The sequence below is a fragment of the Edaphobacter acidisoli genome, assembly GCF_014642855.1.
Classification (GTDB): Bacteria; Acidobacteriota; Terriglobia; order Terriglobales; family Acidobacteriaceae; genus Edaphobacter; species Edaphobacter acidisoli.
Map to the genome: position 1 here is coordinate 2,840,911 of NZ_BMJB01000001.1, position 15,761 is coordinate 2,856,671.

General features: G+C 60.0%; 14 protein-coding genes. 7 read left to right on the forward strand and 7 right to left on the reverse strand.

Going from position 1 to position 15,761, the window contains the following annotated elements; all coding sequences use genetic code 11:
• Nucleotides 1–131 precede the first annotated feature (131 nt).
• Nucleotides 132–1,397 (forward strand): bifunctional phosphopantothenoylcysteine decarboxylase/phosphopantothenate--cysteine ligase CoaBC, encoded by a 1,266-nt coding sequence (gene coaBC, locus IEX36_RS11520; protein ID WP_188759430.1) that lies wholly within the window; start codon nucleotides 132–134, stop codon nucleotides 1,395–1,397.
• On the opposite strand, the gene IEX36_RS11525 is transcribed toward coaBC, so the two are convergent.
• Entirely contained in the window at nucleotides 1,376–2,098 is a 723-nt protein-coding gene (locus IEX36_RS11525; protein ID WP_188759431.1) for a methyltransferase family protein, read from the reverse strand. The two genes, coaBC and IEX36_RS11525, sit on opposite strands and share 22 nt — an antisense overlap.
• Between IEX36_RS11525 and panB the strand changes: the two genes are divergently transcribed.
• The 3 genes from panB (at nucleotide 2,076) to IEX36_RS11540 (ending at nucleotide 5,494) form a co-directional block, all read left to right on the forward strand.
• On the forward strand, nucleotides 2,076–3,011 hold the full coding sequence (gene panB, locus IEX36_RS11530) for a 3-methyl-2-oxobutanoate hydroxymethyltransferase (protein WP_188759432.1): 936 nt from the start codon (nucleotides 2,076–2,078) through the stop codon (nucleotides 3,009–3,011). The genes IEX36_RS11525 and panB overlap by 23 nt on opposite strands.
• Before the next feature lie 11 nt (nucleotides 3,012–3,022).
• Nucleotides 3,023–3,865 carry a pantoate--beta-alanine ligase gene (gene panC / locus IEX36_RS11535; RefSeq protein ID WP_188759433.1) on the forward strand — a complete coding sequence of 281 codons (843 nt, stop codon included), beginning with the start codon at nucleotides 3,023–3,025 and terminating at the stop codon, nucleotides 3,863–3,865.
• Between the two features lie 324 nt (nucleotides 3,866–4,189).
• The gene (locus IEX36_RS11540) at nucleotides 4,190–5,494 is read left to right on the forward strand and encodes a GGDEF domain-containing protein (protein ID WP_188759434.1); all 1,305 of its coding nucleotides are present in this window, start codon (nucleotides 4,190–4,192) and stop codon (nucleotides 5,492–5,494) included.
• A 105-nt stretch (nucleotides 5,495–5,599) separates the two neighbouring features.
• On the opposite strand, the gene mnmE is transcribed toward IEX36_RS11540, so the two are convergent.
• Nucleotides 5,600–6,955 (reverse strand): tRNA uridine-5-carboxymethylaminomethyl(34) synthesis GTPase MnmE, encoded by a 1,356-nt coding sequence (gene mnmE / locus IEX36_RS11545; protein ID WP_188759435.1) that lies wholly within the window; start codon nucleotides 6,953–6,955, stop codon nucleotides 5,600–5,602.
• Nucleotides 6,956–7,007: 52 nt separating this feature from the next.
• Nucleotides 7,008–7,961, reverse strand: a complete 954-nt coding sequence (locus tag IEX36_RS11550; protein ID WP_188759436.1) for an SPFH domain-containing protein — start codon at nucleotides 7,959–7,961, stop codon at nucleotides 7,008–7,010.
• A gap of 82 nt (nucleotides 7,962–8,043) precedes the next feature.
• Here IEX36_RS11550 and IEX36_RS11555 point away from each other — a divergent pair, with 82 nt between their 5' ends.
• Entirely contained in the window at nucleotides 8,044–8,736 is a 693-nt protein-coding gene (locus IEX36_RS11555; protein ID WP_188759437.1) for a DUF2461 domain-containing protein, read from the forward strand.
• A 3-nt stretch (nucleotides 8,737–8,739) separates the two neighbouring features.
• Here IEX36_RS11555 and IEX36_RS11560 read toward each other — a convergent pair whose 3' ends face one another.
• A complete protein-coding gene (locus IEX36_RS11560; protein WP_188759438.1) occupies nucleotides 8,740–9,417 on the reverse strand; it encodes a hypothetical protein in 678 nt (225 codons plus the stop codon).
• Nucleotides 9,418–9,624: 207 nt separating this feature from the next.
• Between IEX36_RS11560 and purE the strand changes: the two genes are divergently transcribed.
• Together purE and purK are read left to right on the forward strand one after the other, a co-directional pair.
• Nucleotides 9,625–10,155, forward strand: a complete 531-nt coding sequence (gene purE, locus IEX36_RS11565; protein WP_188759439.1) for a 5-(carboxyamino)imidazole ribonucleotide mutase — start codon at nucleotides 9,625–9,627, stop codon at nucleotides 10,153–10,155.
• On the forward strand, nucleotides 10,152–11,339 hold the full coding sequence (purK, locus tag IEX36_RS11570; RefSeq protein WP_229668908.1) for a 5-(carboxyamino)imidazole ribonucleotide synthase: 1,188 nt from the start codon (nucleotides 10,152–10,154) through the stop codon (nucleotides 11,337–11,339). Before purE ends, purK begins: the two co-directional genes overlap by 4 nt.
• A gap of 117 nt (nucleotides 11,340–11,456) precedes the next feature.
• On the opposite strand, the gene sucB is transcribed toward purK, so the two are convergent.
• The 3 genes from sucB to lpdA all read right to left on the reverse strand — a co-directional run bounded on the left by sucB (nucleotide 11,457) and on the right by lpdA (nucleotide 15,604).
• Nucleotides 11,457–13,046 (reverse strand): 2-oxoglutarate dehydrogenase, E2 component, dihydrolipoamide succinyltransferase, encoded by a 1,590-nt coding sequence (sucB, locus tag IEX36_RS11575; protein WP_188759441.1) that lies wholly within the window; start codon nucleotides 13,044–13,046, stop codon nucleotides 11,457–11,459.
• Nucleotides 13,047–13,391: 345 nt separating this feature from the next.
• Complete coding sequence (gene lipB / locus IEX36_RS11580; RefSeq protein WP_188759442.1) at nucleotides 13,392–14,120, reverse strand: lipoyl(octanoyl) transferase LipB; 729 nt, start codon at nucleotides 14,118–14,120, stop codon at nucleotides 13,392–13,394.
• Nucleotides 14,121–14,185: 65 nt separating this feature from the next.
• Entirely contained in the window at nucleotides 14,186–15,604 is a 1,419-nt protein-coding gene (gene lpdA / locus IEX36_RS11585; protein ID WP_188759443.1) for a dihydrolipoyl dehydrogenase, read from the reverse strand.
• Nucleotides 15,605–15,761: the final 157 nt, after the last annotated feature.

Here is a 15,761-nt window from a genome sequence, read left to right on the forward strand (position 1 = left end):
GTAAGCTGCTCCCTGTTCTGGGACAAAGGCCCTGGCATATGCCGGGGCCTTTGTTATTGCCTTGTTGCTGCATCCGCGTAGCCTCACCGGCACTCCAATTATGAGACCATTTTGAGCAGGGGAACTCGCATATGAGCGCCGAACGGGTGAAGGTGACGGTTGGAGTTTCGGGAGGCATTGCAGCCTACAAGTCCGTCGAGCTGGTGCGGTTGCTGCAGGAGGCTGGTCTCGATCCGCATGTCGTGATGACGCGCGCAGCCACGAAGTTTGTAGGCCCGCTGACCTTTGCGGGAATTACAGGCCACAAGGTCATTACCGATCTCTGGGGTGAAGATGCCGGCGCTAGTGCGGAGCGCACAGAGGACGCGGTGTCTGCGATGGAGCACATCAATGAAGCCCAGACAGCACAGGCGCTGGTTGTGGCTCCGGCGACGGCTGACATTCTGGCAAAGTTTGCCAACGGACTCGCCGACGATTTTCTGAGCACGATGTTTCTGGCGACGACTGCTCCGGTAGTTGTCGCACCGGCGATGAACGTGAATATGTGGCAACACCCGGCGGTACAGGCCAATGTCGCCACTCTGCGCGCTCGCGGCGTGAAGATCGTCGAACCGGGCAGCGGATATCTGGCCTGCGGCATGACCGGCGGCGGGAGGCTTGCGGAGCCTGCGGCAATTGCGGCGGCTGTGGCCGAAGTGCTGGCGCGTTCTGGCGAGAAAGATGACTTTGCGGGTGAGACGGTCCTGGTAACGGCGGGCGGTACGCGCGAGGCGATCGATCCGGTGCGGTTCATCGGCAACCGGTCGAGCGGGCGAATGGGATATGCCATCGCCGAAGCTGCGCGGCGTCGTGGAGCGAGGGTGATTCTGGTGAGCGCGCCCGTGAGCCTGGCTGCGCCTGCTGGCTGCGAGATCGTTCCGGTCGTCAGCGCGGAGGAGATGCGCGGGGCGGTGATGTTGCGACTTGCTGAAGCGACTATTGTTGTCATGGCTGCGGCAGTGAGTGACTATCGCGTGAAGCATGTCGCAGAGCAGAAGCTGAAGCGCACTGGTGAGCGCATGCTTGAGCTTGAGCCAACAGAAGACATTCTGGCCGAGACGGCTAAGCGCCGGCGCGAAGGAACGCTGATCGTCGGCTTCGCCGCGGAGACAGAGAATGTTCTGGCCAATGGCCGCGCGAAGCTGGAGCGCAAGGGCGTCGATGCTGTTGTCGTGAATGATGTCTCGTCATCGGAGACGGGATTCGATTCGGACCAGAACGCTGGAAGCTTTCTCACGCGGGACGGCGTGACCGAGCTTCCTGTGATGAGCAAGGTCGAAATGGCCGGGCGGATTCTCGACGAGGTCCGGCGGCTGCGGACTGTGGCAACAGTCGCTCATCGAACAAGCGGAATATAGGCTGGGACGCTCTTCCGGTACTCACTGAACTCGCTGCCGAAGTGGTTGGCGAGCAGGTTGTCTTCGGTCTGGACGCGGATCTCGGTGCCGATCAGGAAGACAACGAGCGCCACGACAAACAATCTCCACGGAGTCACGACGATGCCCGTCGCCAACAGTACCGCGAGCATCGAGGCATAGATGGGATGCCGCACAAGCGCATAGGGGCCGGTGCGGATGAGCTTGTGTCCGTCGCTGATGGCGGCCTCAAAGCGCAGATGGATGCCGAGCGCGTTCGTCGCAGCCCACGAAAGCAGCGCACCCACCGCAAACAACGCCACGGAAACAAATATCCTCCACAACGCAGGATGATAAGACCACGAGTGCCTCATCCAGAGCAGCGCGTAGGCAATGAACTCCAGCAGCATTCCCCAACGCGAACGGCTGTCGCTCTTTTTTGCGGCACGCTGGTTCCATTTGCGCAGGAATGGTGCAAACCACAGCGCCCACCCCAGGGCAAGGATGGCACAGACATAGACCGGCATAGCTTTGATTGTAGGCCGCTTGAGACGGGCTTGCAGTGCGGATTCGCGGCGCGTAGGCTTTAACTGCTGCCAGGGTTTGCTGGCAACAGGTGGCATCCGGCCAAAGCCGTCCGATACTTCGGCGGCGCGCGGTGGAGCTGCACTGGAGATGACCATGAGTCTGACGACGTTTCGCACGGCGCCTGCCGGAGCTGGAAGTGAGAGTGTCGCGCGTGAGACGCGCACCACAGAAATTCCCCTCAGCAAAGTAACAGTACCTTCGCTGCTTGAGAAAAAAGCACGGAGGCAGCCCATCGTTTCGCTGACGGCGTATGACTATGCCAGCGCGCGTCTGCTGGACGAAGCCGGGCTCGACATCGTGCTGGTGGGCGACTCGCTGGCCATGGTGATGCAGGGTTACGAGAACACGCTGGCGATCACGATGGACGAGATGCTGGTCTACACGCGCGGCGTACGACGGGCTGTGCGTCACGCGCTGGTTGTGGCAGACATGCCTTTCGGTAGCTATCAGGCTGATGAACAGACGGGCGTCGCGAACGCAATCCGGTTTGTGAAAGAAGCGGGAGCCGAGGCAGTGAAGCTCGAAGGCGGCCGCGAGCGCGCTGCGCTGGTGCGGCGTCTGACGGCAGCGGAGATTCCTGTGATGGGCCACATCGGCCTGACTCCGCAGAGCGTTCACCGCATGGGCGGCTACAAGGTGCAGGGCAAGACGACGGCCGCGATGGAAGAGTTGCGAACGGATGCGCTGGCGCTGGAAGACGCGGGCTGTTTCTCCATCGTGCTGGAAGGAGTCCCTAGAGAGCTTGCGCGCCTGGTGACGGAAGAGCTGCACATTCCCACGATCGGCATTGGCGCCGGGCCGGATTGCGATGGGCAGATTCTGGTGCTGCACGACATGATGACGATGACCTTCTCCGAGCCGGCGAAGTTTGTTCGCCGCTATGCGGACGTTGCCGACGTGATGCGCACGGCACTCGCAGATTACAAGCGCGACGTCGAAGCGCGTACGTTCCCTTCGGACGAGGAGAGCTACCACCTGCCGCGCGAGACCCGGAAGTCGCTTGAAGTCATGACCGGATTGGCGGGGTAAGCAAGCAGCCGATGCGGATTGTTACAAAAGCAGAAGAGATGCAGTGGGTGTGCCGCGAGCTGCGCTCGGGCGGTGCCGTTCTGGGGCTCGTCCCGACGATGGGCGCGCTGCACGAAGGCCACCTTTCGCTGGTGCGGCGAGCACGCGGCGAGTGCAGCGTTGTAACGGCCTCGATCTTCGTAAACCCGCTACAGTTTGGTCCGAGTGAAGACTTCGCCAAGTATCCGCGCACCTTCGCTGAGGACTGCGCGGCTCTGGAGCGCGAAGGCGTAGGTCTGGTTTTTGCACCCGATGCAGCCGAGATGTATCCGGCAGACGCAGTCACGACAATCTCCGTGCCCGGTGTCGGCGATCGGCTGGATGGCGCGTCGCGACCGGGACACTTCAGCGGTGTCGCCACAGTAGTGGCGAAACTGTTGCATATCGTTGGTCCGGCTCGCGCCTACTTTGGCCAGAAGGACGCGGCACAATTGGCCGTGCTGCGAAGAATGGTGCGCGATCTGAACTTCGACGTGAAGCTGGTGGGTTGCCCTATCGTCCGCGATGCCGACGGTCTGGCCATGAGCAGCAGAAACACCTATCTGAGCGTCACCGAGCGGCAACAGGCACTGGCGCTGCGGCGGAGCCTGCTGGCGATGGAGCAGATGATCTCGAGCGGCGAGCGCGACAGTAATGCATTGATTGCGCGAGGAAGGCAAGTACTCGGAGCAGAGCCTGGCGTTCGCTTGGACTATCTGGCAGTGGTCGACGCCGATACGCTGTTGCCGGTAGAGGCTGCGAAAACAGGAAGGCTTGTCGCCATTGCGGCCTGGGTGGGCTCAACGCGGCTGATCGACAACTTCGTTGTGCGGTAGTTGCTCTGCCTCAAATTGCAACAACACCTGCCTTCGTCTGCCTGTGCAAAACCTGCATCTCGTCTTCATGCCGCATTTCGCAACTTTGAGCGTCACTGCGTGTCTGTCTGCATGTAGCCGGGTCGAGTCACTCCGGCGGACGAAGGGTTATGGCTCGGATTACACGAAAGTGCCAGTGTTTCCCGCAATTTCAGAGTGCATTCTTTTACCGCGCTAGTAACATCAAAGGCGTAGCGTCTTTCGCCGGATTTGGCCGAAAAGATTGAAAGACAAGGGGCCGGAAGTAACCACACCGGTTGTCAGGCAAGGACTTCGATCAGCAGAATGCCACCATCCTCACAATACGAACTCGTCATCGAACAGCTTGAGCGGCTTGCCAAGCACGGGTATCAGAAGCTGGGACTGCCCACGCCGCTTGAAGACAGCTTCGAAAAAGCGACTGCGGGACAGCGTGCGATGCGGTTGTGGATTGAGGGCCTGATTGCTATCGCGCTCTTCAATGCGTTCGTCATCATCGACTATTTCATTCGTGGCGGGACCGCCTGGTTTGCCCTCGAAGTACGCCTGTGCCTCATTACGCCCATCGCGCTGATCGTCAACGCGAGCATGCGGTGGAACCCGAACAAGATCTATCGCGAGACAGTGATTGCGGTGGTCAGTTGCGGTATCGGCCTGACACATCTCTACCTGGAGAGCAACAAGAGCGCAGCTTCCTCGGCTTACGCACAGGTTGGCCTGATTGTTGCCGTCATCTTCGCCAACGTGGTGATGCGGCTGCAATTTCCCTACGCCCTCGTCTCGTCGATCGTGCTCATGACGGGCGATTTCTATTTTGTCTATCAGGACCGCTTTCTGCAGCCGCCCGACAAACTGCTGGGAATTGCGCTGGCGATCTGCGCCATCACGATGACCGTGATCGCCAACTACAGCGTGAACCGCGAAGAACGCTTTGCCTATCTGATTCGCCTGCGCAGTGACTTGCAGAGCCGCGAGCTCTCTGCTTCCAACGCCAGGCTGCAACGCATCTCCAACGTGGACAGTCTGACAGGCCTGGCTAACCGGCACGCATACGAGATGGAGTTTCGCAGACTATGGCGCGAGGCCGCTGCCGCAAAGACTCCGCTTTCGGCCATCGTGATTGACATCGATCACTTTAAAATGGTCAACGACACACGCGGTCATCTTTATGGCGACCGCGTACTGGTGCGCGTCGCATCTTTGCTCGTGCAGGGCCTACGCGGTAAGGACGACTTTGCGGCCCGCTTCGGTGGCGAGGAATTCGTCGTATTGCTGCCGCAAGCTACGCAGGAGGGCGCAATGATTGTCGCCGAGCGTATCCGCAAACTTGTGGAGGTAGCCGGTTCCCCGGCGATGCACGAGTCCGGGGACCTGCCGCCGCTTTCCACTGTCAGTTGTGGCGTCGCCTCCACCTGGCCCGCAGACGCTTCCAACAGAGAAGACCTGATAGATGCCGCTGATCGGGCGCTCTATGAAGCCAAGCGCACTGGACGCAATCGCGTTTGCCTGGGTGAGATTACTGCACCTTCGAAAAAGCGCCCCGCTTCGCACGGCTGGTCTGGACGCCATCGCGCCCATACCGACTCATCTACCCGCGTCAAAGTACAGTAGTCTTCCCGCACACAAACCGATGCCTGAAGATGGCTACGGCGAATGCTTCCAATGCCGAAGCCACTGCTGGCCTTGTCCGTGCGGCTGCGCTCTATCATCCCATGATCATTTGCCGATGCAGAATCTGCTGAAGATCAGATTCAGGATGTCGTCAGTTGCCGTCGCTCCTGTGAGCGAGTCGAGCGCACGAAGCGACTCATACAGATCGAGCAGAACCATTTCATGCGGCATCTCCGCTGCGACTGCCTGGCGTGCCTGGGCAAGAGCATGAAGCGCCTCATTGACTGCCTGCTGCTGACGAACATTTGTGACCAAAGCAGACTCCGAAGCAGGAGACGATTTCGTTATCAGCGCAACCATCGCTGCACGAAGATCCACAATACCTTCTCCAGTAAGGGCCGACGTTGCAATCGCGGCTCGCGTCAATCCATCTTTACGAGGGGAGCCGTTGCTCAAGTCGCACTTGTTGATCGCAACGATTAGCGGGCGGCCGCCGTGCTCGGCAAGCGTGGCCTCATCTTCTGCGTGCAATGGAGCCGTAGCATCAAGTACCAACAGGACGATATCAGCCTCCGCCATGGCCTCTCGCGATTTCGCAATGCCAATCGACTCTGCCTCGTCATTCGTGTGTCGCAGTCCTGCCGTGTCGACAAGCTCAACAGGAATCCCCTCCAGTGAGACGCGCTCTGTGACAAGATCGCGTGTCGTACCCGGAGTCGCTGTGACGATAGCGCGATCACGTTGCACAAGTCGATTGAAGATCGACGACTTGCCCGCATTCGGACGGCCCACAATCGCCAGCGTCAGGCCATCGCGCACGATGCGCCCGTAGGCAAACGTCTCCGCCAGCTCCTGAAGCGGAGTCACAACAGTATCGATCTGCGCGGTGATCTGCCCGTTCGGCAAAAGGTCGATATCATCTTCGGCAAAATCAATGCCGGCTTCGAGCGCAGCGATTAGTGCGACTAGTTTTTCTTTGATGAGAGCGACTCGGCGCGACAGCGATCCACGCATTTGCTGGGCGGCGATGCGCGCCTGGTGCAGCGTAGTCGATTCAATTAGATCGTGAACGGCTTCCGCTTGAGTCAAATCAAGACGGCCGGAGAGAAACGCGCGTTGCGTAAATTCGCCAGGTTCAGCCAGTCGCGCACCGTGTGCAATCGCCTCGCGCAGAAGATAGTCGAGCAGCACGGGCGAGCCGTGCGGGGCGATCTCCACAACATCTTCTGATGTATACGAATTCGGCGCCTCGAAGAACGTGACCACGGCTTCGTCCAACACATCGCCGGTCTCTGCTTCGATGACCGCCGCAAAGCGAGCGTGGCCGGCAGCCAGCGGATTCCTCAGGCGCAGCACGGGCTCTGCAATAGAGCGCGCGCCAGGGCCCGAAAGCCTGACGATGCCGATGCCTCCACGGCCCGGTGGCGTGGAGATGGCAACGATTGTGTCGTCGTGAATCATGCTCCCTTAAGCCTACTGCTACGCAGCAGCATCAAGCAGGCAACCTTGTTTTTCAAGAACCCGATTGCGAAGACGCAATGCCGGCATGTAGTGCAGCAAGCCCATTTGCCGACGCTCCCACTGTGGCTTTGAGCCCGGCGATAATCTGCGTCATATAGTCATTGGCCGCACCGGGATTATTTGGCAAAAAGATAGTGCTCGAGCCGCTGCGGGTGCCCACATCGCGCAGCGTGTCGAAGTACTGCGTGAGTAATACCAGCGCCATCACGTCGTCCGGCGTTGCACCAGGCACAGACTCGCGAAAGTTCTCAATCGATGAGCGCAGACCGTCGATGATGGCCTGCCGCTCCGCTGCAACACCTTTGCCTTGCAGCGCCTTCGCTTCAGCCTGCTTGACCTTCAGAATCTTGTCGGCCTCGCCACGTGCCTGTGCCGCTACCTGCGCGCGCTGTGCGGCGTTGATATCGTTCATCGCATCCTTCACCTTAACGTCAGGAATGATGTCAGTGACAAGTGCCGTCAGAATGTTGTAGCCGAAACCCGACATGATCGAATCCAGTTCATTCTTCACGGCAACTGAGATGCCCGATTGCTGCTCAAACGTCTCGTCGAGCGAGAGCTTCGGCACATGCCCAAGGATCGAGTTGAAGACGAACGACTCGATCTGCTTCTGCGGTGTGCTGAGCTTGTAGAAGGCGTCATATATCTTGTCATCAAGCACCTGGTACTGCACCGAGACAGGAATCTGGACGAAGACATTGTCGTGCGTCTTGGTCTCCACCTGGAACTGTGCCTGCTTGACCTGAAGGTCCACGAAGAAGACGCGCTCGGCGTACGGGATCAGCACATGCAGGCCAGGCCGCACGATGCGATTGAACTTGCCCCATCGCTCGACGACGCCCGCCGTATAAGTCCGCACCGTGTACAGGGTTTTGGCGATGGTAACGAGCGCAATTACGAGAACAATAAAAAGAACTATCAGCAGAAATGTGTTCAGTGCGTCCATAACGGCCACCTCGCAAGCGAGAATACATGAGGCCTTCACAAAGTGCGAATCGAGCGGAACTTACCAGCGTTAGGATGAATGCATGGCGACATACTTCTCCTCGAATGCACTGAAGTTCCTGAAGGGTTTAAAGCGCAACAACGACCGCGAGTGGTTCCAGGCACGCAAAGACATCTACGAGCGTGGGCTGAAGACGCCGATGCTTGCGCTCGTCAACGAGATCAACGAAGCGATGCTCCGCTTCGCGCCCGAGAATGTACAGCCACCACAGAAGGCCATGATGCGCATCTACCGCGACATCCGCTTCAGCAAGGACAAACGCCCGTACAAAACGAATGTGGCCGCATGGTGGGCACGAGCCGGGCTCGAAAAAACCTCAGGCGGCGGGTTCTACTTCCACTTCAGCCCCGATGAGGTCGTCATCGCCGCGGGCGTCTACATGCCCGAGCGCGAACAGTTGCTGGCCATCCGGCGTTATCTCGTCGATCACCATACCGAGATGCGGCGCCTGCTCGCGGGCAAAAAACTGCGTTCGCTCATGCAGGAGTTCGACGGCAGACGCTTAACGCGCCCGCCTAAAGGATTCGCAGCCGACGACCCCGCATTGGATCTACTCATGTGCCAGCAGTGGGGCATAACCGCCCACCTGCCGCCAGAGACCGCGCTTCAGCCGACGCTGCTCAAAGACATCATCGAACGCTTCAAAGTGGCCGCGCCTGTCGTTGCATTGCTCAACGCGCCGCTCGCGCCAAAGCCCAAACGGCCGCTGTTTTAACCGTCACAGCTCCGAAAACACCAGGCAGACGCGCCCCACGAGGTAATCACCCGGCGACTCGTGTGCAGCCAGCGGAAGCAGTTGCACAGGAAAGTTGCGCGAATACGGCCGCAGAATCAGGCGGCCTTCATTGAAGTCGACAAAGCGCACCAGCAGAGCAGCGCCACAGCGCACGGCATAGAGCGTCTGCTGATAGGCGCGATAGGGCGCCAGCGAATTATAGTGCCGATCGAGTACGACGATGGCGCCCGGCAGGAGCACTGGGTCCATCGCCGCAGCCTGTTGCGCATCGGTACGGATGGCTACGAAGCGCTGCCAATGCGCATGCTTCGTCGAGGGCCTCGCGCGGTTGTCATCCAGCCGCGAGGCCGCGACCTGAATGGTTTCGATAACCGCCGAGGGCAGAATGTGCGCATCGTCCATCGCAGCAGAGGCCGAGACCACAGGAACAGCCTCCATCGGGTCGCTCGATACCTGCCTGCTCATCGGAGCTGCTGAGGCGGCAAGTTCCACAGGCAGCAACTGGTCGATGGTGATGTTTTGTGCGGCCAGCACGCGGTCAAGTCCTTCGAGCGAGAGCGATCGCCGACGGTTTAAAAAATTTGAGATGTGCGCCTCGGCCAGCCAGGCCGCCTGGCGCAACTCGAAGAGCGCGTCGAGCGGCACGAGCGCAGCGTGCAACGGATGAAGGGCGTTCTCAGCGCCATGGGTGGACTGCTGACAATCTTCAACCTCGCCATCGACTACTTTCGCAGATAAAGAAGAGCAAGCAGAAATTCCTGCGCAAAGAAGCCGAGGGATGCCGTAAATGTCGCAGCATGATTGAGGCTTTGGCCTCTGAGGACTGCGTCGGTTCGGCGCTCTGCGTCAAGACCGTATAATCGGGCCATGAGCGCCGGTTCGGCAGATAAAGCAGACAAATCAGTATTGGTTGGGGTAGTCATGGGCAGCCGCAATGACTACACAGTGATGCGGAGCGCCGTCGAGGTGCTGCGCGAGTTTGGCGTGCCGCACGAGGTGCGCGTCGTCTCGGCGCACCGCACGCCCGACCTTCTCTTCGAATACGCCGAAGCTGCTGTGCCGCGCGGTCTGCGCGTCATCATCGCCGGAGCAGGCGGAGCAGCGCACCTGCCTGGAATGCTCGCAGCCAAGACCGTCGTGCCCGTGCTCGGCGTGCCCGTGGCCGCGACCGTGCTGCAAGGCCAGGATTCGTTGCTGAGCATCGTGCAGATGCCGAAGGGTGTTCCCGTCGGAACGCTGGCAATCGGCGCGGCGGGCGCGATGAACGCCGGCCTGCTCGCCGTGGCGATGCTCGCCACCACCGACTCCGCGCTGCAAAAGAAATTAATCGCATGGCGCAGCGTACGCCGCGACGAAGTACTGGCCCAGACCGTCGGCGAAGACGAGGCAGGCGCGTGAGCACAGCATCGAACAAGCAGCCTGCGAAGCCAATTCTTCCCGGCGCAACCATCGGCATCTTCGGTGGCGGCCAGCTTGGCCGCATGACAGCAATGGCCGCGCGCGAGATGGGCTACCGCGTGCAAGTGCTCGACCCCGACCCCGCGTGCCCTGCGCGTTTCGTCGTGGATAGTTGCATCGAAGCTGCATGGGACGACGCACGTGAGGCCGCAAACCTTGCCCGCGGTTGTGACGTTGTCACGCTAGAGATCGAGCAGATTGCTCCAGCCAGCATGGCTGCTGCTGCAAACTTCGCACCTGTACGTCCTAGCGGAGCAATGCTCTCCATCATTCAGGACAGGGTTGTACAGAAGGACTGGCTGCGCGAGCACGGCTTCCCCGTCGGCGACTATCGCGCCGTACGCTCGCTCGACGAGCTCCGCACAGCCATCAGCGAACTCGGCGGCAAATGCTTCTGCAAGAGCGCAACCGGCGGCTACGACGGACGCGGCCAAGGCAAAGTCGGCTTCACGCCTGGAGCAAGCATCGAGGACGAAGCGCGCGGCGCATGGCAGGCGCTGGGCGAAGGCCCCGGCGTCGTCGAGAAGGCTGTCGATCTTGCGCGCGAAATCTCCGTGCTGGTCGCACGCGCACCAAACGGCGAGACCAAGGCATACCCTCCCGCATGGAACCACCACGAGAATCAGATCCTCGCATGGAGCGCGATCCCTGCGCCGCTCACTGACGCGATGGCCCGCGAAGCGCGCGGCTTTGCCGAAGCGCTTGCCGAAGCATTCCAGCTTGAAGGCATTCTCGCCGTCGAAATGTTCGTCACCACTGACGGCAAGCTGCTGATCAACGAGCTTGCGCCGCGCCCGCATAATAGCTACCACGCAAGTGTGCGCGCCTGCGTCACCAGCCAGTTCGAGCAGCTCGTACGCGCCGTCTGTGATCTTCCGCTCGGCGATGTAGACGTCGTGCAGCCAGCCGCAATTGCCAACCTGCTCGGCGACCGATGGCTCAACCCCGACGGATCGCCACGCGAACCGAAGTTCGCCGAAGCTCTCGCTGTACCCGGCATCAGGCTGCATCTCTACGAAAAGCACAAGCCACGCAAAGGCCGCAAGATGGGCCACCTCTCCGCAGTTGGTGCCACCGTAGATGAAGCGGTAAAGCTAGTCCAGCAGGCTGAAGGGCTTCTGTAGAGACCTCTCACTTCAACAATAGACCGTCAGAAAAACAAAGCGGCGGCTCCATAAGGAACCGCCGCTGATGTTTGCTGCATTGGCGCACAAAGTGCGCGTCCCGCTGTCCGCGAAGCGCTAGCCGATGTCTTCGTTCCAGTTCTCCAGATAGGCCTTGAAGTCCGACATAAATTTGCCCGCATCGGCGCCGTCGACGATGCGATGATCGAAGCCCAGCGTGAAGTGCTGAATCGAGCGGATGGCAATCGTGTCGTTACCTTCCTTGTCCGTCAGGACAACGGCATCCTTGTTCAGTCCGCCAATGCCGAGAATCGCCGCCTGCGGCTGGTTGATGATTGGCATGCCGAATTGCTCGCCGAAGATGCCCGAGTTAGTCAGCGTAAAGGTGCCACCGGCAATCTCATCCGGAGCAAGCTTCTTGCCCCGCGCACGCTCTGCCACATCGACAATAGCCCGCGCCACGCCGAGGAAGTTGCGCTCCTCCGCCTGCTTGATGACCGGCACGATCAGGCCCCACTCCAGCGCAACTGCAATGCCTATATTGATGTTCTTGTTGTAACGGATCGCGTCGCCCTCGACCGAAGCATTCACAATCGGGTGCTTGCGCAGCGCCGCAATCGCCGCCCGCGTGATGAAAGGCATGTACGTCAGCTTGATGCCATTGCGCTGCTCGTACTTCGACTTCTCTTTTTCACGCAGCTTGACGATGCGCGTCATGTCCACCTTGAAGACCGTGTGGACGTGCGGGCTGGTGCGCTTGGACTCGACCATGCGTTGCGCAATGATGGCGCGCATCTTCGTCATCGGGACAACTTCGCCGGGCATTGGAGCAGCAGCAGGTGCGGCAGACTTAGCGGCAACGGGTGCAGCCGCCGGTGCAGATGTAGCAGCAAGAGGCTTCGCTCCACCTTCAAGATGTCCAAGGATATCGGCCTTTGTGATGCGGCCCGCAGACCCCGTACCAGCAACCGCTGAGAGATCAACGTTCGCTTCCTTGGCAATCTTGCGAACCAGCGGCGACGAACGCACGCGCTCCGCTTCCTTCGCGTCCGCAGCGGAAGCTGGAGCAGCCACCGGCGCAGGTGCAGCAGCGGGTGCGGCAGGAGCAGCAACAGCAGGTGCGGCAGCAGCTTTTGCCGCGCCTCCGCCAATCACCGCGACCACCGTATTAACCGTGACCGTCGAGCCCTCAGCAACCTTGATCTCAGTCAGCGTACCGGCAACAGGCGACGGAATCTCCGCGTCCACCTTGTCGGTTGAAATCTCAAAGATCGGCTCATCGCGCTCGACCTTATCGCCCACCTTCTTCAGCCACTTCGTAATCGTGCCTTCCGTGATCGACTCGCCCATCTGCGGCATCAGCACATCGGTTCCAGGACCAGCAGCAGGCGCCGCGCTCGACGCGGCAGCGGGAGCAGCAGCAGGCTCAGTCTGTGCTGGAGCGGCAGCGGCAGGAGCAGACGATGCGCCCGCACCATCAATCACGGCAACAATCGTATTGACCTGCACCGTCGCGCCTTCAGCGATTTTGATCTCCTTGAGCGTTCCCGCGACCGGCGACGGAATCTCCGCGTCCACCTTGTCAGTCGAGATCTCAAACAGCGGCTCGTCGCGCTCGACGCTGTCGCCGGGCTTCTTCAGCCACTTGGTGATGGTGCCTTCGGTGATGGACTCGCCCATCTGGGGCATAACTACGTCGGTCGGCATGTGGTTCTTTCTCCAATCAGTTGCGGCGCGCAAAACAACCTCTCCGCCCAAAGGCAGCCGGTTGCGCATTTTAGACACATCCGTATCGGATTATACGGCGACAAGCCTCTCGCCCGCCTCGAACGGTCGGTAAGCGAACGAGAGGCCTAACACCGATTGACACCGATTTAAAAAACCCGACCACGGATAGCGCAGAGGATCACGGATTTGGATGGAACAGGTTAAAAGAATGAAAAGACAGACCGTGCTCAGCCACGCTGTTCCGATCGACCTTTCTTTTGATCCGTACATTCCGTGAATTCCGCGGTCGGTTTTTTAAATCGGTGGCATCGGTGTAGATCAGTGTTAAGTCTTTCGCGCGACAAGCAATTCATCCAGCGACTCCCCCCACAGCATCTGCCGCTCGAAGACCCGCCCGAAGTTGCGCGCCACCGCGTGGATCGCATCCTCCATCGTCGGCTGGCGTCCTGGCGCGGCCTCCAACTCCAGACTCGTCACCGGCTTGTCCGAGATGCCGCACGGAACGATCCACTCGAAGTCGCGCAGGTCCGTCGTCACATTCAGCGCGAAGCCATGCGACGTCACGCCCGCCGAGACATGCACGCCAATCGCCGCAATCTTTTTCTCCGGCACGCTGCCGCCGGCCAGCGTCCACACGCCGGTCAGCTTGCAGATGCGCTGCGTCATCACGCCAAACTCGCCGCATGCACGAATCAACACATCTTCGAGCATCCGCACATAATCGACCGGCCCTAGATGTGGTCCCTTTTTGCCGGGCAAATCTCCACGCAGATCAATGATCGGATAGCCTACAAGCTGTCCCGGCCCGTGATACGTCACATCGCCCCCGCGGTTGATCTCATGCAGCTCGATTCCACGCGAAGCCAGAAATTCATCCGAAGCCAGCACATTCGAGCGATGCGCATTGCGCCCCAGCGTCAGCACCGGCGGATGCTCCAGCAGCAGCAGCGTATCGCCAATCACGCCAGCTTTCCGCGCAGCAATAACACGCTGCTGAATCGCCAGCCCTTCAGCATAAGCAACCCGGCCGAGATGGAGGAGATAAATGTACATTGCAGAATTTAAGAAAACGGAAGCCCGATCATTTGACCGGGCTTCTGTTTTGACTAGACAAAAGCCTACACATTCACCGCCAGGCCCTCGACGCTCGAGAACCCATCCAACAGCGCCTCGGCCACCGTCGGGTGCGCGTGGATCGTGAACATCATCTCCTCTACCGTCGCCTCCAACTCAAGCGCCGTCACGGCCTCGGCGATAATCTCCGTCGCGTACGGCCCGATGATGTGCACGCCCAGAATCTCGCCGTGCTTCGCGTCTGAAACCACCTTCACGAACCCATCATGCGCATCGAGAATCGTCGCCTTCGAGTTGCCCACGAACGGGAACTTACCCACCTTCACCTGGTAGCCCGCTTCCTTCGCCTTGGCCTCGCTCAAGCCCACGCTGCCGATCTGCGGCTCCGTGTACGTGCAGCCCGGAATGCGCGTCTTGTTGACGGCGCGCGCATACTTGCCCGCCATCCGCGCCGCAACCACCAGCCCGGCCATCGAGCCGACGTGCGCCAACTGCGGCAGTCCGGCAACGATGTCGCCAATCGCATACACGCCTGGCTCCGCCGTCTCCATCCACTCGTTCACGACGATGTAGCCGCGGTCCGGCGTAATCTTCGTCTTGTCGAGCCCAATGTCAGCCGTGCGCGGCGCGCGGCCCACAGCCACCAATACCTTCTCTGCCTGCTTCGACTGCGGCTTGCCGTTCGAATCTGTCCACGAGACCAGCACACCGTCCTTATTCTTTTCAATCTTCGTATCCTTGATCGACAGATTGATATCAATGCCGCGCTTCTTGAACAGCCGCAGCAGCTCCTTGCTGATGTCCTCGTCCTCGGCGGGCACAACGCGCGGCAGCATCTCGAGCACCGTCACGTCCGCACCAAAGGTCTTGAAGATCGACGCAAACTCCACGCCCACAGCGCCCGAGCCAATCACCACCAGCGACTTCGGCATCTCGGCAATCTTCAAAATCTCGAAGTTCGTCAGGATCGTGTCATCAGCCTTATAGCCGGGCAGCATCCGCGCGTCGGAGCCGGTCGCCAACACCACCTTCTTCGCCTTAATCGTCTCGGCTTTGCCGTCGGCGAGCTTCACGTCCACTGTATGCACGCCATCCTTCGCCGGTCCGGTGAGGCGGCCAAATCCCTTGAAGGTCGTAATCTTGTTCTTCTTCATCAGGAAGTCGAGGCCCTTGGTGTGGCGCGAGATCACATCATCCTTGCGCGCGAGCAGTCCCTTCCAGTTCAGCTTTGGCTCGACGCCATCGATGCCGAACTTCGAGGCATGCTGCATGTGGTCCCACAGCTCGGCCGAGAACAGCATCGCCTTGGTCGGGATGCAGCCCCACAGCAGGCACGTACCGCCCAGCCGGTCGTTCGCGTCCACCAGCGCAACCTTCAGTCCATATTGCGCCGAGCGAATCGCGCACGTGTATCCAGCCGGCCCGCCGCCAACCACCACTACATCAAAGATCGTGTCTGCCAAGGTAAGTCTCCAATCTGTCTGCTCTACAAAAATTCTAGCCTACGCCGGCTGCCGAGCCACCGGCCGAGCCTGCCGCCGCCACAAGCTTTCGATGGCAGAATGCTGCATGTTTGAAATATCTTGCCGATTGACACTCCGCAACTCCTCCCTATATCGT

Coding starts and splice junctions, on each gene's coding strand:
- coaBC (WP_188759430.1), top strand. CDS start 132: ATGAGCGCCGAACGGGTGAAGGTGACGGTTGGAGTTTCGGGAGGCATT.
- panB (WP_188759432.1), top strand. CDS start 2,076: ATGAGTCTGACGACGTTTCGCACGGCGCCTGCCGGAGCTGGAAGTGAG.
- panC (WP_188759433.1), top strand. CDS start 3,023: ATGCGGATTGTTACAAAAGCAGAAGAGATGCAGTGGGTGTGCCGCGAG.
- IEX36_RS11540 (WP_188759434.1), top strand. CDS start 4,190: ATGCCACCATCCTCACAATACGAACTCGTCATCGAACAGCTTGAGCGG.
- mnmE (WP_188759435.1), bottom strand. CDS start 6,955: ATGATTCACGACGACACAATCGTTGCCATCTCCACGCCACCGGGCCGT.
- IEX36_RS11550 (WP_188759436.1), bottom strand. CDS start 7,961: ATGGACGCACTGAACACATTTCTGCTGATAGTTCTTTTTATTGTTCTC.
- IEX36_RS11555 (WP_188759437.1), top strand. CDS start 8,044: ATGGCGACATACTTCTCCTCGAATGCACTGAAGTTCCTGAAGGGTTTA.
- purE (WP_188759439.1), top strand. CDS start 9,625: ATGAGCGCCGGTTCGGCAGATAAAGCAGACAAATCAGTATTGGTTGGG.
- sucB (WP_188759441.1), bottom strand. CDS start 13,046: ATGCCGACCGACGTAGTTATGCCCCAGATGGGCGAGTCCATCACCGAA.
- lipB (WP_188759442.1), bottom strand. CDS start 14,120: ATGTACATTTATCTCCTCCATCTCGGCCGGGTTGCTTATGCTGAAGGG.